Source organism: Burkholderia sp. D-99, assembly GCF_011605345.1.
In the GTDB taxonomy this organism is placed as follows: domain Bacteria; phylum Pseudomonadota; class Gammaproteobacteria; order Burkholderiales; family Burkholderiaceae; genus Burkholderia.
On record NZ_JAAOXM010000001.1, the window covers coordinates 562,349 to 580,366 of the forward strand.

Below are 18,018 nucleotides of genomic sequence, written 5' to 3' on the forward strand. Positions count from 1 at the left end.
GATGCCGCTGTTCGAATTCAACGGGATGCGGCCGCGCGTCGATCCGTCCGCGTACGTCGACCCGAGCGCGGTCGTGATCGGCGACGTGACGATCGGCGCGCGCTGCTACATCGGCCCGCATGCGAGCCTGCGCGGCGACTTCGGCGCGATCGTCGTCGCAGACGGCAGCAACGTGCAGGACGGCTGCGTGCTGCATGTCGGGATCGGTGAGACGTGCCGGCTCGGCGTCAACAGCCACGTCGGCCACGGCGCGATCGTGCATGGCGCGACACTCGAACCCGATACGATGATCGGGATGAATGCGGTCGTGATGGACGGCGCGACCATCGGCGCCACGACGATCGTCGCCGCGTGCGCGTTCGTGAAGGCCGGCTACGACGTGCCGCGCGGCGTGCTGCTCGCGGGCATGCCGGGGCGCGTCGTGCGGCGGCTGAGCGACGCGGAGATCGAAGCGAAGGCGAACGGCACGCGGATTTATCAGCAACTGGCGGCGGATTGCCTGAGAACGATCAGGCGGATCGACGGGTGAGCCGCGGGCGTCCGGGCGGGCCGGGATGGGACGGATTGCCGGGCAGGTTGCCGTTGCCGTAAGATCGTCGCAGGCTTTCCCACCGGCATCCGCGTCACATGAAAAAGAACGTCCGTTTTCGGCTCACAGTCATTGCGTCGGCTTTTGCCGTCTGCAGCGTTTATATGCACATCCAGCAGTTCATCAGTGGCTGCGTGTGGGTCAGGGGCCATCAGCGCTGCAGTTTCGAAAACAGCACGAATTTCGAAGGCTGGATGGATCTCGATCTGATGATCGCCTGCTGCTGGGTCGCCGCGGCGGTGGTGGGCTGGATTTCCGTCGTGCAGGCCGCGAAGAAGCCGGGTTGACGGTTGACGCTTTTTTCACGCGAAACCGGTCGCTGTCAATCCGTGACAACGATCATCTGTGCGGCGCCGTCGCGCGCTGCGTCGTCCGCGATCGACGGGCATGTGCTGCTGGCCGGTGAGGTCTTGGCGATCCTGGGCGAGACGAGCGGCTGACGGGGCTGCGGCTGCGGCCGACGTTGTGCCTTTTCCTGCCGTGCCGGGATAATAATCCGGCGTCGCGCACGCTGCGCGAGGGGAGGCTCCCATGCAATTTCCGACGGGATCGGTGGTCGCGCTCAGTTCGGCCGCCGCGACGATGTTTTCGATGGGCATGCTGTTTCTCGGCTACTGGGGATTGCACGAGCCGCTGCCGTGGCGGTTCGGCGACTACGTCGTGATCGTGCCGGCACTGGCCGGCTTCGCGTGCCTCGTCAGCGTGCCGTTTCTCGCGACATCGCCGATGAAAGCACCCGACGACGAGTCGCGGATGTTCGTCGCGCGACGCGTGTTTCTGTGCGGCGCGGGCGCGGTGTGGTGCGCGATCGTCGCGTCGCTGTTCGCGTGAGGTTCGTGCGGGATGCGGGTGAGCGGGCGCTCGCCGGTGCGGCTCTGTGGGCGCGTGTCGAAACGTCTTGCATGAGCGCTGAAAGCACGGTTTTCATGCGTCGATTCGGCCGCCATGGCGGCTTCGATTTCCCCGGTGCCGTGCACTGGAACGATGGCGTTCAAGGTCGCCGACGCTGCCACGATTCGGCCCTTTCATGGGGGCGACGAGGTCAGGGTTCGGGGGAAAGCGTCGATGGCGTGCTCACGATCGTGAAGCTCGCGAATCTCGCAAATCTCGCGAAACGGGCGTAATCGACGAGCGGGTGAGGCGAGCGGGATCGTCGGATGCCGGGTGATGTCCGGTCTTTTCCGATCTTGCGTCGACCGATGCGTGCGTCACGCAGGGATGGTGCCGAAATCCACGAAGACCTTGTTGGCCCCCGCCTTGTACAGCCGCTTGCCGAGCTTCGGATAGTCGCACACGTCGTGCTCCGGCCGGTCGCCCGCCACGAGATAGACCAGCGGCAGATCGCCGGTGTTCAGCATCGTGTGCGCGGCGCCGCCGCGCGGAAATCCCATGAAGTCGCCCGGGCCGATTGCATGCGTGTGGCCATCGATGATTGCTTCGCCGGTTCCCGAAAGGACGTAGACGCATTCTTCCGCGTAGAGATGCCGGTGGTATTCGGTGGATTCGTGTCCGGGCATCAAGGTCATCAGATGGACGCCGAGTTGCGTCAGCCCGGTTGCGTCGCCAAGCGAGCGCTTCAGGCGGACGGCATTGTCGTTCAACGGATGGACGGACTGTTCCGCTTCCATCGCTGCGATGTCGGCGGCTTTCAGCACTTCACGCGGGGTGTTCATCGTCTCTCCTTTCCGGGAATCGGGGCGCCAGTTGTACCGCGAGTGTGAATTATGGGGGCGGGTGTCGGCGAAAGCATCGTTACGCGCGCTTGAATGATGGCGACAGGGGCAGGGCTGCTTCGTTCGCTGGGCGATGCTACGTAACGCAGGGGCCGCGTTACGCACGCGTTACCCGGGACGCGCGGCTTGAGCGCGGCTGGAAGGTTGGGTACGGATGCCACGCGTCGCGCCCTGGGCGGCCGTTGAGAGGCTGCAGTCCGGGGAGTGTGTGAAGTCGACGTTGATGCCGATCGCAATGGCACGATAGCTGCTTGTCGGGATGATCGAGCTAAAAAGCGAACGGGGGCTTCCATGCAGAATCATTTCATCAAGGCGAACGTTGCACTGGCCGCCATTGCCGCGGCTTGCGCGCTGGCCGCGTGCGGCGGCAGCGATGTTACGGCGCCGACGCCGAGTGGTAACAACATCGGAACGAGTACGAGTGGGACCAGCGGCACGAGCGGAACCAGTGGCACAAGTGGCACAAGTGGCACAAGTGGCACAAGTGGCACAAGTGGCACAAGTGGCACAAGTGGAACCAGTGGAACCAGCGGAACCAGCGGAACCAGCGGAACCAGCGGAACCAGTGGCACAAGCGGAACCAGTGGCACAAGCGGAACCAGTGGCACGAGCGGGACCAGTGGCACAAGCGGAACCAGTGGCACGAGCGGGACCAGTGGCACGAGCGGAACCAGTGGCACGAGCGGAACCGGCGGCACAAGCGGAACCAGCGGCACCCCCGGCACGAACGGCATCATCAGCTCGGTCGGCTCGGTCGTCACCGATGTGGGCGTCACGATCGCCGGCGCAAGCCCTCCGGGCGGAACCAAGGGCGTGACCACCGGGCTTGCCAACACGGTCACCGGCGCCGGCACGCTCATCCGCGATACGTCGAACGCGGTGAGCAACGGCATCGGTCAGATGGGCTTCACGACGAACCCGGTCGGCGCGACAGTCGCCGGCCTCGGCACGATCGTCGGCTCGACCGGTAATCCGGTCAGCGGTCTCGCCGACACGGTGAAGGCGCTCGGCTCCGGCCCGCTGTCGCCGCTGGCGCCGCTCACGACGCCGGTCGGCGGCCTGCTCGACACGGTGGCCGGCGGTCTGAAGTCGGGCGGCACGATGCTCGGCTCGTCGCTGTCGTCGGGCCCGGTCCAGCAGGCGACGCAGGCACTCAGCACGGCGATCACGCCGCTCGTGACGACAGCCGGCCAGCTCACACAACAGGTCGGCACCGCAACCGGCCTCGGCCAGCCGGTCGCCGGCCTGCTCGGGCAAATCGGCGGGGCAATCACGTCGGCCGGATGGAAGGTGACATCGGCGTCGCCGCAGCCGGTCGTGAGCGGTGTCGGTGAACTCGTCCGTGCGGTCGGCAATACGGTGACCAACGTGGGCGGGCTCGTGAACCCGAGCGGTGCGAACGGCGCGGTGCCGGTTGCGGGCCTGGTGACGAGCGTGGTCGGCGGTATTCCGGCGACCGTACACGGCGGCTCCGCGACCGGCACGGGCGGCGGCAACCCGTTGGGCGCGCTCGGCAATCCGCTCGCGCCGGTGACGTCGCTGGTGGGCGGCCTGCTCGGCGGCGTGGCCGGCAAATAACCGATCGGCGCCGAACGTCGCACAGGCAGCGGTGCCCAATGACCCGGGAGACGGCTTCAAAAAAGTTGCATGGCGACTGTCAACTTTTGCGCAAGCCGTCTCCTGGCTTCACCTCAATGCGGCGGTGCCGCGGCATGCTGCTGCAACGCATCCAGGTGCCCGATGATCTGATTGGCGATATCCTTCGCCAACGAATCAACCGCGGTCGTCCCCTCGACTTTCTTGACGACGAACTTCGCCGCAACGACGTACGGATTCCAGCTCGCCACCGTACCCTGCGCCTTGATCGCATCCTCCACGCCGATGACCGCAAACGGCACGTTGGCATCCTTGGCCGCGTCGGCGATCGTCACCGAGACTTCCGTGTTCGGGCTGTCGTCGCCCGAGCCGCCTTGCAGCAGCGACTGAATGCGGCCGCTCGGGGCGCGTGAATAGAAAACGCCGCCGATCAGCCAGCCCGACGCGACCATCGGCAATGGTTCGCCGGAGGCGAGATAACGCGCGGTGACGCCCGCGTTGCCGAGCTGCTGGACGATGGCCTTCGCCAACGCACCTGCATTCTGGCTAGCCGACCTCGCGTGAATGGTCGCGCGCGTGCGGGACAGCAAGCGCCCCGAGCCGTTGTTTTCCTGAACGACCTGGAAAGGCCGCACGTACATGACCGGTGTGGCCGGCGCGGTGTCCGAGCCGCTCGCTGCCGGCTGCTGCGCGTGCGCGAAACTCGTTGCAAACCCGATGACGAGCGCGGCAAAAACTGCCTGGTTGAGCTTTCTCAAGGTTTGCGCCTTTTTCACGATTGGAACGAGGGCCAGCTTATGGCCGTGAATAGGGGACGTCAACCTTGCCATCTCCCACGACCTCGGCTTGCGCGTCTCCTCGGTCCCGGTCGTTCAGATGCATGAGGTCAGCAGCTCGCGTCGAAAGTTAACCGCCCCATGGGGCCTTTTTGAATCCATCGTTCAGGTGACCGGCTGGCGCCGGTCGCCTGAGGTTCGGACCAGGACCTGCCGGTCGGCGAGGCGTCGGCCAGCTACTTGCGGCCACCGTCGAGCTTCGACGGTGGCCGCGCCAGCCCGCGCGCCGGCAGCGGCGTCGACATCACGATCGACGTACGCGTTTCGCCGTACAGGTTGATGCGTTCGATCAGTTGTTCGAGATGGGCCATGCTGACGGCGACGAACCGCATGACATACGAGTCCGCGCCCGTCACGTGATGACACTCGACGACTTCGGGAATCGTCTCCAGCAACCGGAGGAATTTGGCTTTCGCCGGTTGCGGCACCGTGATACCGATCAGCGCGCTGACCGGATAGCCGGCCGCGGCAGGATTGATCCGGGCCGTGTAGCCCTCGACGACGCCGGCCGCTTCAAGGCGCTTCACGCGCTCCGTCACCGCCGGCACCGACAGGTGCACCTGGCGCGCCAGCTCCGTGTAGCTGATGCGGCCGTTGGCCTGCAATAGCGCCAGTACCTTCCAGTCCAGATCGTCCATTGCGGTGGGATTTTTAAGGTGGAGTGGCCATTTTTCCTTAAAAACCGCATTCAGCGATGACCGGACTTTCCCTACGATGCCTGTTCCACCCGTTGAAAGTCGCAAGGAGCAGGCGATGCTGTTCATCAAGTCCGTCGTGATGGGGCTGTCGATTGCCGTGCCGGTCGGCCCGATCGGCATGCTGTGCATCCAGCGCAGCCTGAGCCGCGGCTTTCAGGCGGGATTCGCGACGGGCGTCGGCGCCGCGTGCGCCGATGCGATCTACGGCTTGCTCGGCGCACTCGGCATCGCGGGTATCGTCTCGGCATTCCCGATGCTGACCGTCGGGTTGAAAATCGGTGGCGGTGCATTCCTCGTGTGGCTGGCGTGGACCATCGCGCGCCAGGCGCCGGCCGCGTCGACGGCACAACGCGACCTGCCGCGCACGACCGTCCTGCGCGATTTCCTGACGACGTTTGGCCTGACGCTGTCGAACCCGATGACGATCCTGTCGTTCGTCGGGATCTTCGCGGCGCTCGGCCCGCTGTCGGGCGCGCGGGAAGGCGCGATGTGGCCGGCCGTGGCGCTGATGGTCGCCGGTGTGTTCATCGGCTCCGCAACGTGGTGGCTGTGCCTGAGCGGTACGACCGCCGCGCTGCGCACGCGGATGTCGTTCGCGTTCATGCACGGGCTGTCGCGCGGGTCGGCCGCGGTCATCGCGGTGTTCGGCGTGATTCAGGTGGTCGCGGGCGTGCGCGGCGTCATTTAGGTCGATGCGTCGCGCGTATCGCGTTGCGACCGGATCGCGTCGATCGTTGTCCGGATATGCGCGAGCAACTCGAGTACCACCGCCTTCCGAAAATACTGGTTCATCCGCGCGCTGACGACGAGATCGGACGGCAACGCGTCGATCGAACGCTGGGCCGACAGCAGATCGTCGGCGAGTCGCGCCAGCGCATCGCGATCCCGCGCGCCCACGGCAACCGCGATCTCGTCCGGCCAGAAACCGAACGCGTCGATGCCGCAGCACGCGGCGACACAGTCTGTCTCCAGCGCATCGATCAACGGCATGACCGCGGCGAGACAGGGATCGATCGCGACCGCCTGCGCCTGCCCACCCGACAGATCGCCGAATTCGATCCAGCGATCCGGGCCGATGCCGATGTCGTCCTTGTGGGGTTTCCCGTTCATCGTCTGACGCTCGACGGATTCAATTCAATGCCGGCAAATGCGCACGCACGAAGCGTGCGATTTCCTGGCCCAGTTCCATGTCCTCGGGCGCGCCCATGAACCCGCCATGCGGCATCCCTTCGAACAGGTGAAGCTCGGTCGGCACCTGCGCGCGCCGCAACGCGCGATGCAGGCGGACCGCGTTCGACAGGAACAGGTCGCGCGTGCCGCTCTGGATGAAGGTCGGCGGGAAACCGGCCGCGAAATCGCCGAACAGCGGCGACAGGTACGGATGCGCGAGATCGGCGCCGTTCGCGTAGAGCAGGTTGTTCGGCATCAGCGACGTCGGCAACACGACATCGACGAGGCGATTGGTTTCGAAGCTGTCGCCGGATTCGGTCAGGTCGACTTCCGGCGACAGCAGCACCAGCGCGGCCGGCAGCGGCAACCCTTCGTCGCGGGCGCGCAGCACCATCGCGGCGGCGAGGTTGCCGCCCGCCGAGCGGCCGCCGATGACGACGTTTTCCGGTGCGTAGCGCTCCAGCACGTACGCATATGCCGCGATGCAATCGTCGAGCGCGGCCGGATACGGATGCTCGGGCGGCAGGCGATAGTCGACGCCGTAGCAGCGAATGCCGAGCCGGTCGGCCTGCATCTGCGCGCCGGCGCGGCATGCGGCGCCGCCGCCGAGCACCAGTGCGCCGCCATGCAGGTCGATGTATGCGCATTCGTCGGAAGCCGATGCTTCGGGCGTGGCGACGTGCACGTCCGCGGCGCCGGCCCGGATCGTCTCCACGCTCGAACGCAGATAGCCGCCGAGCTGCTCGATGGCTGCCGCGTAGTGCGCGTCCGCGGCCGCCTTCACGCGCATCCATGCGTCGAAATCGTCCGGGGCCGGCATCACGTGCCGCGCGTTCAGCGGCATGCCGTCGCTGCCGACCAGTCGTCGCAACGCGGTTCGCGCTTCTTCACTGATCGACGCCGGGAAGGGGACGACACGGCTCGGCAGGACGACGCCGTCGGGGTGGTCTTTCATCGATTCGGTTCCGTTGGACGTTGGGCGAGTCATGCGGCAGAAGGCCAGTGGCGCAGCATCACGTCCAGCGCATCGAGGCTGCGCGACCACGAAGAATCGGAAGCCGGTGCGCTGTGCGAGAAACCGCCGGCGCGTTCGAGCGTGACGTAGCCCATGAAGAAGCCGCCGAGCAGGCGGATCGCATGCGCCTGTTCGGCTTCCGGCATGTCGTAGCTGCGCAGCACGGCCGAGGTCATCCGGACGAGCCGGCCGCCGGCGCTTTCGGCGGCGCGTTCGGCGCTCACCGGGTGGCGCGCGGCCGCAAAACGGCCGGGGTGTTCGCGTGCGTAGTCGCGATAGACGTTGGCGAGCGCGGTGAGCGCGTCCTTGGCGGTGCGGCCGGCCAATGCTTCGGTCGCGCGATCGGCGAGTTCCTTCAGCGCGAATAGGGCGATCCGGCTCTTGAGGTCGTCGAAACTCGGGATATGGGAGTACAGGCTGGCCAGTTTGACGTCGAAGTGACGCGCGAGCGCTGCGCCGGTCAGGTGCTCGAAGCTGGTTTCATCGGCGAGCTGTGCGCCGGCTTCGACGAGTTTGTCCAGGGTGATGCCGGCGCGTGGCATGGCGTATGCTACTCATATTAGTAAAAAAACTAATTGTATTAGGTTTTGGGGTGATGTCAATTCTCCGTGCGTGCCGGTGCTGCCGATGCGTCACTGGGGTGACGTGTTCCGGTGCTTCGAAGCGCCATGCCTTCATGTGATCGGGAACAGTTGCCATGGCTGAGTGTTGCGCACCAGGAAGCGGAGAGAAACATGCGTCGAGCTGTCTGCCATGCCGACCTGGCTGTCGCGGCAGATCTGCATCTGCCCGGCCCGTGACGATCACCCCAGCTCGAACGACGTCACCCCGAACACGTGATCGATCGCAATCGCCGGCGCGTCTTTCGTGTACATCCGTGCGGTTTCGAAGACGCTCGTCATGCCGTGCCGTTCCGCCAGTGCGACGGCCGCGGGGTTCGTTTCCGGCACGTCGAGCACGATGACCTCGCCGGGCATGCGCGCCGCGAGCGCGCGAAACAGCCCGGTGGCAACGCCTGCGTCGTCGGCGAACAGCGGCCCGATCTTGCAGCCCGCCTTGCAGCGCCGCACGACACCGTATCCGGCGACACGGCTGCCGTCGAGCGTCGCGAGCGCGACGGCATCCGGCTGCGCGATCCAGGCGGAGACGAAACGCTCGCGCGCCGTGGGAAAGCACTGGCGGTCGTAGGCAAGCAACTGCTCGAACGGCACGTCGGCGGCTGCCACCACGTGCGCGCAACCGATGCCGTCCACGCGCCCCTGATAGCGGATGTTGCGGTATGCGAGCGCGAATCCGGACTTCCGGTAGTTTGCCTGCTGGGCCAGGACACCATCGAGCCCGATGTTGCGGTCTCCGAGGTAACGCATGCCGTGCTGCCAGATTCGGATGCCGAAGCCTTTGCCGCGAAACCCGGGTTTCACGATGTAGAGGCCGATGAAGCCGAAGTGTTCGTCGTAGGCGACAGCGGAGATGCACGCGACCGGCTCGCCGCGGCAGACGCCGACGAAGAACCCGGCCGGGTCCGCTTCCCGGAAACAGGACGGATCATGCAGGCCGGGGTTCCAGCCTTCTGCAGCCGCCCATTCGACCGACATTGCCACCTCGTCGGCCGACATGGTGCGCACGATGAAGTCTTCGCCTTGATCCATGGTTCACCTCGGTCGCTGCGCTCGGGAATGCGCATTGCGTTACGGTAAATGCATCGGGGAAGCGTTGGCGGGCAGCCTCGTGGCTGCCGATCGGGTCATCATAATCCCGGGAACGGGTATGAGCGTGGGGAGGGTACAGCCGTACTGTCGATGGCCGACACGCGGTGGGTCGAGGCGGATGGCGTGGTTGCGTTCGGCGAAGGTTCAAAATCTGCCGGACAACGGTTGTCACGATTGGTCTTGCTTGACGCGCACCGCAATGGACTTGTATCGGCCGACAAGGGCCCTTCTGACGTTTCCCGCGCAGGACGGCTGCTGAGCCGAAGCGGCCACGACAGCCTACATGCCCCGGATTGGGAAAACGCCGTCAGCGAAAAATCTATGGATGGAAGGTTTCGCCACGGTTCAGCATCTCGATGAATTCCCCGATTTTACGCGCCCTTGTTTCCGGTTTTTTTGCGTTCTGTACCCGAAACAGGATTGCATAGCGGTTCCGGCTGTTCAGTGTCGCGAAAAACTTCCTGGCTCCCGGATTTGCGTCCAATGCTGCCTGTAGGTCGTCCGGCACGATCGAATTGGCGGCCGACGTATAAGCCGCCTTCCAGCGGCCGTCCTTCCTGGCCTTTTCGATTTCGCCCATGCCGCGCGGGCGCATTCTGCCTGCGGCGATCAGCGCTTCGGCCCTGTCGGTGTTGAGTTTGGACCAGATGCTTCTTGCGGAGCGTGGCGTGAAGCGTTGTAACCAGTATTGCTCGTTCTCAGCCCGCTTTTGACCATCGATCCAGCCGTAGCAGAGGGCGCTTTCCAACGCCTGTTCGTAGGTGACGGTTCGCTCCTCGGTGCCTTTTCTCGCCAGACGCAGCCATGCGCCGGTCGAAGTGCTGCCGTTTTGCCCTAGCCAGCTTTCCCATTCGATCTGACTGGTAAATGTCAGGGCGCATTCGGTCATGTCACTGTCCTGAATGGTTGAGTCCATGTGCGGGGAAGGCGTCCGCAGTCTAACAGTGTTGATACGGACATCAACGTCCGTGGTGCGACCAGAAGACCGGCCGATTCGTAGCCCCGGCCCGTCGACCGGTTTGTGGCGGAATCCCCGTTTCCAAGACCCGGCGACGGACGCGTCGAACACTGCTTTTCAACGAGAGACCTCGCGGCCCGACGCGCCAAGGCCTCTCCATCCACCCGTCAGAACGTATAACTCACCTTCCCGAACGCCGTCCGCCCAAGCGTGTTGTAGCCATACGCGGTCATGTATTGCCGATCGAACAGGTTCGACACCGTAGCCGACACGGTCAGATGCGAATTGATCCGGTACGAAGCACGCAGCCCCACCGTCAGGTACGAAGGCAGATAGGTCGAGTTGGCCGGATCATCGAACGTCGTGCCGCCATAAAGCAGCGACGCCCCCGTGCTCAACGCATGCAGGTGCAGCTCATCCCACGTGTGATCGATGTTGAGGCTGACCGTCTGACGCGGCCGGCGGTTGAGCCAGGAATCGTTGGTCTCGTCCTGCGGATTCAGGATCCCGATCGCGAGGCTCACCGGCGTCGAGCGGCCGATCGTCCCCTTGTACGACAGGTCGATGCCGCGAATATGCGCGCGACCGATGTTCATCGGCGAGAAGGTCGCCGGGTTGTACGCGATCAGGTTCGTGACCCGCGTATCGTAGATCGCGGCCGTAAACGTTCCGTACGACGTGTTCGCATCGACCGCGGCCTCGACCGACGTGTTGCGCTCCGGGTTGAGATTCGGATTGCCGTAGCCGGGGTAGTACAGGTCGTTGAAGGTAGGCAGCCGGAACGCATTGCCGTACGAAACGCGTGCCGTGTAGACCGGCGTGATCGCCCAGGACAGCGCCGCGTTACCCGTATTCACCGACTGCCCGGCGATGATTTCATGGCGCCCCGCGAGGAACATCGTCACGCTGCCGAGCGTCGCCGACTGATGCAGCGAGAACGCGGAATCGTTGCGCGTCGGTACGCCACCGGGAATATCGACCGGCAGGAACGCCTGCTCACGCGTGAAGTCGTACGCGAGCTTGGTCTCGCCCGACAGCGGCAGCCCGAACAGATGGAACCCGCGCTCCTGATGCGTCAACGACGTCGACGTGCTGATGCGCTGTGAATTGATCTGGTCGGTCGGGATGGTCGGATCGCTCGCGTAGAGGAACTGGCGATCGTTCGCATAACCGAACGACTGGTCGAACTGCGTGTCAGGCGTGATGTCGAGGTGGAACGCGATGCCGGTCGTCAGTTGATGATCGAGCTGGCGGTTCGCATAGCCGCTGTTGTCGTAGGACAGATCGGACCGGTGATACAGCGCGAACGTCGAGATCGACCAGTTGTCGCGCGCGTAGCCGAGGCGCGCATCGAGATCCTGCGCGTGGTACGGGTTGCGGCCGGCCTCATGGTACGGCAGCACGGGGCGCGTCGAGTCGATGCCGTCCGTGTTGTACGAATGCAGGCCGAGCGAGTAGGTGAGCCCGCCGAGCGCGGCGAGCGGCCCGGTCGACGGCACCGTGCCCGACGTGCGGAGCTGCGTGTCGAACGTCTTGTTCGACCCGTCGCCGAACGACACGGTCGTCTGGTTCGGCTGGTTGGCGGCGCGGCGCGTGAAGAGCTGCACGACACCGCCCATCGCATTGGCGCCGAACGACGCGGCGGCCGGCCCCGAAATCACTTCCACACGTTCGAACGCTTCGGTCGGCAGGTCGGCCCACGGCGCGATGCCGGTGGTCGGCGAGCCGATCCGGATGCCGTCGATGAACACCGCGACCTGGCTGGCCGACGAGCCCCGGATGCTGACCGACGCGGACGAACCCGGGCCACCGTTCTGCGAGACGGTCACGCCGGGCAGCGTCGCAAGCGCCTGCGTGATGCTCGGCTCGCTCGGCGACAGCCGGTCGAGATCGGTGCGCGTGAGCACCTGGGTCGTCGCGTAGCGCTGGTCGAACGACTCGGGCAGCCGCCGCGTGTCGGTCACGTTGATCGTCGGCAGGTCGGCGCCTTCGGCGGCCGGGGCCGGTTGCGAAATCGCGGGGTCGCCGGCGGCGTGGGCGAGGGGCGAGAGGAGCGCGGTCGCGGCGGACGTGGCAAGGAGGTGTCGAATCTTCATGAGGCTGTCGTTGTCATCGGGCTGCGCATGCGTCGATCGTGAGCGGGCGGCGGGCAGCACCGGTTTTGTTATCGGTGATCGGGTTATCGCGCGAGTGGGCCGGGCAGGCCGTTGTCGCGGGCGTCGGCGCGGCGCATGCCGGCGGACGCCATCGAAAGGAAGCGGCACGCGCGAGCGGGCGGGCCGTGCAGGCCGGCGGCGTGCCGGCGCGACGCTTCCGGTGCGGAAGCGGATGCGGTAACAGTGGACATCGGGCGGATCCTGAGGTCGGGCCGTCCATGCAACGGGCGACCGCCAACGGCGGTGCCTGGCGCATCGGGACACCCCGCCCGGTGCGGCTGCTTGGACCTCGGGTCGATGGCAGGTCTCCTGGCTCGCGGGTCGTCATTCGTGCCGGCCTTCCCGGTTTCCCAGTGGCATGCAGTGGCACGGATTCGCCGCTCACAGTTGCGGGGGCAGCCGCAGATTCGAGGCGCGGCCTCTCCTGCGTTCCCTTTTGATCCCGTCTCCGGGAACCATCAGCGCGCAAGGGTAATGGCGTGCGCGCCGGCGCGTCAATTATCCGGTCGCGCGGGGATGCGAAAAAACGTCATTGCCGGGTGAAAACTTTCGAAATCCTTTCTTTCATGCATCGGTGCCGCATTTCATGTCTGACGAAACGGGGTGGTTTGCAACTTTGCGATCGCGCCTGAACCGGCTCGGCGCGACACCCGTCCACCGCACGAACGCGCGGCGAAACGCCTCCTCGCCGCCGAACCCGAGATGCGCGGCAATCCGCGCGACCGGCCAGTCCGTCTCGCACAGGCAGCGTTGCGCGGCTTCGGCGAGACACTGCTCCCGCAGCGCGTGATAACCGGTGTGCTCGGCCGCCAGCCGCCGCCGCAACGTCGCCTCGCTGACACCGAGCCACGCGGCCAGCTCGGCGAGCGCCGGCAACGCCTGTTCGTGCGCGAGCGCCGCATCGAGGAAACCGCGCACCTGCTGCGTCCACGACACGACGGCCGGTGCCGCATCGATCAGGCGAAACGGAAAATCGACGAGAAACGCGTCGAGCTCGGCCGGCTGCCGGATCACGCGGCACGCGAGCTGCGTTGCATCGAATGCGAAGCCGTAGGTCCTGCGGCCGACTTCGACCGGCGCATTGAACAGCCCGAGCAGCGGCATCGCGTCGTCGCGGCGGGGATGGCCGAGCCACACGTCGGCCGGCCGCAACGGCTGCCCGATCAGCCAGCCGAACAGCTGCAGGTAGCAGAACAGCCCCGTCAGGTCGACGAGGCACGCGGCCGGGCTGCGCGTACGCCGCAGCGAATCCATCCGGAACAGCGCGCGCCCGTCGCGCATCGCAAGCGTCAGGTGCCCGGCGCGCGGCTGGAGCATTTCGCAGAACTCGGCCGCACAGCGGATCGCGTCGGCGAGCGTCGCACAGCTCAGCAGGCAGCGGCACATCAGGTCGACTTCGCGCTTGCGCATCGGCGGGTGGCCGTCGCCGCGCGCGACCTGCGCCTCGAGCCGCTCGATCGCGTCGCGGTACAGCGCGACGAAATCGCGCGGCGTCGTCGCGGGTAGAAGTGGCGGCGCATCGCGGTCGGCCGGCGGCGCGCCGCTGCGCGTGAGTTCGCTCAGCAGGCGCGCGCCGAGGCCCGGCAGGATGCGGCCGCGGGCCGGCATGGCGCGCTGTTTCATGAGTTTCCCGATCTGATCGTTGCGACAGGGGCCGGTGAGCGGGCCGGTAGGGGTCTGCGGACCGTCGCCGCACAACAATGCTATCCACGCCGGCCGCCCGCGGCCTCGCCGGAACGGCGTAGGCCGGCCGCGCATCCCTGTCACGAACGACCACGGACGACACGCGAATGATCCAGATCGTAGACGAAATCACGCTCGCGCCCGAGCGCATTCCCGACGTGCTTGCGCTGCTGCGCGACCGTTACCTGCCGGGCCACGCGGCGCGCGGGCTGACGGCGGCGGGCCGCTGGGTGTCGCCGCCCGTCGCGGCGCCGGGGCAGCCGAGCACGCTGTGGCTGACCTGGCACGTGGCGGATGCGCCGGCCTACTACCGGATGCGCGCGCTGACGGATGCCGACGTGGTCGGTTTCTGGATGGCTGTCGACGCGCTGTGCGACGTGCGCCGCCGCCATGTGATGACGGACGCCGATGCGCCGCTGCCCGCGCTGACGGAGGTCGATCATGCGGCATGACACGGCGCAGGTGTTCGTATCGGCGGATCGCGACACCGGCGGAATCGAGCGCGCGTTGCACGAAGCCGCGCACGCACTGGTGGGCGCGAAACGCGTGGCGCTGGCACGCAATCTGGACGGCAGTTGGGGCGCGGGCGACTACACGCTCGACGTGCTGCGCGACGATTCGGCGGCCGACGGCGCGGCGGATTTTGCCGAGCTGGCGCAACTGCCGGGTATCGAGCGCATCGACGGCGCCGTGTGCCGCGCGATCGGCGGCGGCCTGCGCGAACCGGCACTGCGCAACGGCGTGTGGCGCACGCTGATGCTGCGCGTGCGGCCGCAGGCCGGCGCAGCGCAGGTCGCCGCGCTCGAACGCGAACTGTTGCGCATGCCCGCGTTCATGCCCGGCATCCGCAACTGGCGCCTGAGCCGGATCGTGACGCCCGGCGCATGGACGCACGTGTGGCAGCAGGAATTCGCGCACGTCGGCGATCTGCTCGGCGAATACCTGATGCATCCGTATCACTGGGGCTGGGTCGATCGCCGGTTCGATGCCGAAAGCCCCGACTGGACGGTCGATGCGATCTCGCATGCGTTCTGTCCGCTCGCGTCGAGCCTGCTGGCCGATACGGCGGCGTGACGCGGCGCGCCCATCAAGCTGACAACACCCCTGGAGACACGAAGATGCGAGCCCTGTTGATCGACCGCGCCGGTCATTCCGACGCCTTGCGGATGGCCGACGTACCGGCACCGACGCCGGGCCCCGGCGACGTGCTGATCCGCGTTGCCTTTGCAGGCGTCAATCCCGCCGACTGGAAATGCCGCGAAGGCTACCTTGGCGCATTCATGCAATACACGTTTCCGTTCGTGATCGGCTTCGATGCGGCGGGCGTGGTCGAAGCGGTCGGCGACGGCGTCGACGGTCTCGCGCCCGGCATGCGCGTGTTCGCGCAGACCGACGTCGGCGCGGGGCGCTGGGGTGCGTATGCGGAATACGTGGCGGTGCGCCACGACTCGGTCGTGCGCGTGCCCGACACGGTGAGCCTGGCGGAAGCCGCCACCGTGCCGACGCCTGCGCTCGCCGCGTGGGCCGGCCTGTTCGACGACGGCGGGCTGCGGGCCGGCCAGACCGTGCTGGTGCACGGCGGCGCGGGCGCGGTCGGCACGTTCGCGATCCAGCTCGCGGTGCAGGCCGGCGCGCGCGTCGCGGCGACGTGTTCGGCGCGCAATCGCGCGACGGTCGAATCGCTGGGCGCGGCTGCAAGCATCGACTATCGCGCGCAGGACATCACCGCGGCGCTGCATGCGTGGGCGCCCGGCGGGGTCGACCTCGTACTCGACGCGGTCGGCGGCGACACGCTGCCCGCCGCGCTCGACCTGCTGGCACCGGGCGGCACCCTGGTGAACATCATGACGCTCGCGCCCGGCGATGCGCAGCGGCTGGCCGCGACGGCCGCCGAAGCTGCCCGGCGCGGCCTGCGCACCGCGATGACCTACAGCCGGATGCCGAGCGGCGGCACGCTTGGCCGGATCGCGGCGCAACTCGAACGGCGCGCACTGCGCGTGCCGCGTTTCGACCGTTTTCCGCTCGAACAGGCGGCCCGCGCACTCGATCTCGTTCAAACGGGCGAGGCGAAAACGAAGCTGGTGCTTCATGTTGCGGATATTGCCGACTGAGCCGCCCGCACGCCCATCACAGGAGACAACGATGACCGATACCCGAACCGGCGTGCTCGCCGGCAAGTGCGCGCTCGTAACGGGCGCAAGCCGCGGCATTGGCCGTGCGATTGCGCAGCGCCTGGCATCCGAAGGCGCGACCGTCGTCGTGACGGCACGCAGCCTCACGCAATCGGCCGCGACTGCCGGCACGCTCGCCGAAACGGTCGCGCTGATCGAGCAGGCCGGCGGCCGCGCGATCGCGCTCGCGGCCGACCTGTCGAACGCGGCCGAGCGCGATGCGCTCGTCGGGCGCGCGGCGCAGGCGGCCGGCGGCCTCGACATCCTCGTCAACAACGCGGGCGTGGCTGACTATGCGTGCGTCGACGCGATGCCGATGACGATGTTCGACACGACGATCGAGCACTATCTGCGGATTCCGTTCGCGCTGGCGCAGGCCGCGATCCCGCTGATGCGTGCGCGCGGCGCGGGCTGGATCGTGAACGTCGGTTCGGTGACGGCGCTGCCGCCGCTGCGGCCGTTCGACGATTTTTCGCGTGCGGGCGGCGCGACCGTCTATGCGGCGGTGAAGGCGGCACTGTCGCGCTTCACGCAAGGGCTCGCGGCCGAGCTCGAAGCCGACGGCATCGCGGTGAATCTCGTCGCGCCGAGCACGGCGATCCGCACGCCGGGCGCCGCGCGCTACATCCCCGAAGGCTATCCGACCGAGGATGTCGCGTATCTCGCCGAAACCGCGCTCGCGCTGTGCAGCCTGCCGGCACGCGAACGCACGGGCCTCGTCACGCACAGCCTGCATTTCCCGCTCGCGCAGCAGCTCGCGGTGCGTTCGCTCGATGGCCGCACCGTGCTGCCGCCGCCGGTGATTCCCGCGTATGCGCATCCCCACATCGACCCGACAGGACTTTGATTGATATGACGAATTCGATTCGCTTCGACGGCGGCACCGCCGTGATCACCGGCGCGGCCAGCGGCATCGGCAGCGGGCTCGCACGCCATGCTGCCGGGCTCGGCATGCGCGTCGTGCTGGCCGATCTCGACCCGGCGAAGCTCGACGCATTCGCCGCGACGCTCGACACCGACGTCCTGTGCGTGCCGACCGACGTCAGCCGGCCGGAAGCCGTCGACGCACTGGCGGAAGCCGCCTGGCAGCGCTTCGGCGGCGTCGACCTGCTGTTCAACAACGCGGGTGTGATGGCGACCGGCTTCAGCTGGGAAATCACGCCGGAACGCTTCGAGCGCAGCTTCGCGATCAACGTGCACGGCGTGCTGAACGGGATCCGCAGCTTCGTGCCGCGGATGCTCGAACGCAACGTGCCGGCGCGCATCGTGAATACCGCGTCGGTCGGCGGGTTCCTGCCGAGCCCGCTGATGTCGCCTTATTCGGCGACGAAATTCGCGGTGGTCGCGCTGACCGAATCGCTGTACGGAGAACTGAAGATGCTCGGCGCGCCGGTCGGCGTGTCGTTGCTTGCGCCTGGCCCCGTGCACTCGGGCATCTTCAACGACCCGTTCGGCGCGGCGCACGACCGGCCCGAGGTGCGCGGTTTCGTCGACACGATGCGCTCGATGCTGAACGCGCACGGGCTCACGCCCGACGCATTCGCCGAGCGGGTGTTCGACGGCATCCGTGCCGGGCGCTACTGGCTGATTCCGCAACCGGAGACGATCGACGGCGCGCTGCAGCGGCGCACCGACGACATTCTCGCTGCACGCGATCCGTCGTTGCCGGCATTCTGAGGGCCGGGCGCGGCAGCAGCGCCCGGC

Annotated in this window: 21 protein-coding genes and 1 riboswitch; of the genes, 10 read left to right on the forward strand and 11 right to left on the reverse strand. The window is 67.0% G+C overall.

The genetic code is table 11. The features are described from left to right. The first annotated feature begins 1 nt into the window (after position 1). From HAV18_RS02480 to HAV18_RS02490, 3 genes are all read left to right on the forward strand, one after another. Positions 2-529: a transferase hexapeptide repeat family protein gene (locus HAV18_RS02480; protein ID WP_166952267.1), complete on the forward strand. Its 528-nt coding sequence runs from the start codon at positions 2-4 to the stop codon at positions 527-529. 98 nt (positions 530-627) lie between these two features. Continuing rightward, positions 628-876, forward strand: coding sequence for a hypothetical protein (locus HAV18_RS02485; protein ID WP_166952270.1), 249 nt, complete (start codon positions 628-630; stop codon positions 874-876). A gap of 244 nt (positions 877-1,120) precedes the next feature. Then, on the forward strand, positions 1,121-1,420 hold the full coding sequence (locus tag HAV18_RS02490) for a hypothetical protein (protein WP_166952273.1): 300 nt from the start codon (positions 1,121-1,123) through the stop codon (positions 1,418-1,420). 377 nt (positions 1,421-1,797) lie between these two features. Here HAV18_RS02490 and HAV18_RS02495 read toward each other — a convergent pair whose 3' ends face one another. After that, positions 1,798-2,262, reverse strand: coding sequence for a cupin domain-containing protein (locus tag HAV18_RS02495; RefSeq protein ID WP_166952276.1), 465 nt, complete (start codon positions 2,260-2,262; stop codon positions 1,798-1,800). Between the two features lie 351 nt (positions 2,263-2,613). Between HAV18_RS02495 and HAV18_RS02500 the strand changes: the two genes are divergently transcribed. Further along, the gene (locus HAV18_RS02500) at positions 2,614-3,900 is read left to right on the forward strand and encodes a collagen-like triple helix repeat-containing protein (protein ID WP_166952279.1); all 1,287 of its coding nucleotides are present in this window, start codon (positions 2,614-2,616) and stop codon (positions 3,898-3,900) included. 113 nt (positions 3,901-4,013) lie between these two features. On the opposite strand, the gene HAV18_RS02505 is transcribed toward HAV18_RS02500, so the two are convergent. Both HAV18_RS02505 and HAV18_RS02510 read right to left on the reverse strand, forming a co-directional pair. Next, a complete protein-coding gene (locus tag HAV18_RS02505) occupies positions 4,014-4,739 on the reverse strand; it encodes a hypothetical protein (RefSeq protein WP_166952282.1) in 726 nt (241 codons plus the stop codon). Between the two features lie 191 nt (positions 4,740-4,930). After that, the gene (locus HAV18_RS02510; protein WP_166954097.1) at positions 4,931-5,392 is read right to left on the reverse strand and encodes an Lrp/AsnC family transcriptional regulator; all 462 of its coding nucleotides are present in this window, start codon (positions 5,390-5,392) and stop codon (positions 4,931-4,933) included. A gap of 115 nt (positions 5,393-5,507) precedes the next feature. Between HAV18_RS02510 and HAV18_RS02515 the strand changes: the two genes are divergently transcribed. Then, the gene (locus tag HAV18_RS02515; protein ID WP_166952285.1) at positions 5,508-6,140 is read left to right on the forward strand and encodes a LysE family translocator; all 633 of its coding nucleotides are present in this window, start codon (positions 5,508-5,510) and stop codon (positions 6,138-6,140) included. Here the strand turns inward: HAV18_RS02515 and HAV18_RS02520 are convergent. The 8 genes from HAV18_RS02520 to HAV18_RS02555 all read right to left on the reverse strand — a co-directional run bounded on the left by HAV18_RS02520 (position 6,137) and on the right by HAV18_RS02555 (position 14,083). Continuing rightward, positions 6,137-6,562, reverse strand: coding sequence for a DUF6331 family protein (locus HAV18_RS02520; RefSeq protein ID WP_166952288.1), 426 nt, complete (start codon positions 6,560-6,562; stop codon positions 6,137-6,139). The two genes, HAV18_RS02515 and HAV18_RS02520, sit on opposite strands and share 4 nt — an antisense overlap. Before the next feature lie 19 nt (positions 6,563-6,581). Further along, the gene (locus HAV18_RS02525; RefSeq protein WP_166952291.1) at positions 6,582-7,577 is read right to left on the reverse strand and encodes an alpha/beta hydrolase; all 996 of its coding nucleotides are present in this window, start codon (positions 7,575-7,577) and stop codon (positions 6,582-6,584) included. A gap of 29 nt (positions 7,578-7,606) precedes the next feature. Further along, complete coding sequence (locus HAV18_RS02530) at positions 7,607-8,179, reverse strand: TetR/AcrR family transcriptional regulator (protein WP_166952294.1); 573 nt, start codon at positions 8,177-8,179, stop codon at positions 7,607-7,609. Positions 8,180-8,440: 261 nt separating this feature from the next. Beyond that, on the reverse strand, positions 8,441-9,286 hold the full coding sequence (locus HAV18_RS02535; protein ID WP_166952297.1) for a GNAT family N-acetyltransferase: 846 nt from the start codon (positions 9,284-9,286) through the stop codon (positions 8,441-8,443). Positions 9,287-9,665: 379 nt separating this feature from the next. Beyond that, positions 9,666-10,235 carry a YdeI family protein gene (locus HAV18_RS02540; RefSeq protein WP_166952300.1) on the reverse strand — a complete coding sequence of 190 codons (570 nt, stop codon included), beginning with the start codon at positions 10,233-10,235 and terminating at the stop codon, positions 9,666-9,668. A 236-nt stretch (positions 10,236-10,471) separates the two neighbouring features. Next, a complete protein-coding gene (locus HAV18_RS02545; RefSeq protein ID WP_166952304.1) occupies positions 10,472-12,400 on the reverse strand; it encodes a TonB-dependent receptor domain-containing protein in 1,929 nt (642 codons plus the stop codon). A gap of 83 nt (positions 12,401-12,483) precedes the next feature. Beyond that, entirely contained in the window at positions 12,484-12,651 is a 168-nt protein-coding gene (locus HAV18_RS02550; protein ID WP_166952307.1) for a hypothetical protein, read from the reverse strand. A gap of 90 nt (positions 12,652-12,741) precedes the next feature. Continuing rightward, positions 12,742-12,935: riboswitch (cobalamin riboswitch) on the reverse strand. Between the two features lie 89 nt (positions 12,936-13,024). Then, positions 13,025-14,083: an AraC family transcriptional regulator gene (locus tag HAV18_RS02555; protein ID WP_166952309.1), complete on the reverse strand. Its 1,059-nt coding sequence runs from the start codon at positions 14,081-14,083 to the stop codon at positions 13,025-13,027. A gap of 167 nt (positions 14,084-14,250) precedes the next feature. On the opposite strand from HAV18_RS02555, the gene HAV18_RS02560 reads away from it, so the two are divergent. Genes HAV18_RS02560 through HAV18_RS02580 form a run of 5 tightly spaced genes read left to right on the forward strand, consistent with a single transcriptional unit; the run spans position 14,251 to position 17,991 of the window. Then, a complete protein-coding gene (locus HAV18_RS02560; RefSeq protein ID WP_166952312.1) occupies positions 14,251-14,595 on the forward strand; it encodes a hypothetical protein in 345 nt (114 codons plus the stop codon). Next, positions 14,585-15,217: a Dabb family protein gene (locus tag HAV18_RS02565; RefSeq protein ID WP_166952315.1), complete on the forward strand. Its 633-nt coding sequence runs from the start codon at positions 14,585-14,587 to the stop codon at positions 15,215-15,217. Before HAV18_RS02560 ends, HAV18_RS02565 begins: the two co-directional genes overlap by 11 nt. Positions 15,218-15,261: 44 nt before the next feature. After that, positions 15,262-16,254, forward strand: coding sequence for an NADP-dependent oxidoreductase (locus HAV18_RS02570; protein WP_166952318.1), 993 nt, complete (start codon positions 15,262-15,264; stop codon positions 16,252-16,254). 31 nt (positions 16,255-16,285) lie between these two features. After that, on the forward strand, positions 16,286-17,161 hold the full coding sequence (locus tag HAV18_RS02575) for an SDR family NAD(P)-dependent oxidoreductase (protein ID WP_166952321.1): 876 nt from the start codon (positions 16,286-16,288) through the stop codon (positions 17,159-17,161). A 5-nt stretch (positions 17,162-17,166) separates the two neighbouring features. Then, positions 17,167-17,991 (forward strand): SDR family NAD(P)-dependent oxidoreductase, encoded by an 825-nt coding sequence (locus tag HAV18_RS02580; protein ID WP_166952324.1) that lies wholly within the window; start codon positions 17,167-17,169, stop codon positions 17,989-17,991. Positions 17,992-18,018 lie beyond the last annotated feature (27 nt).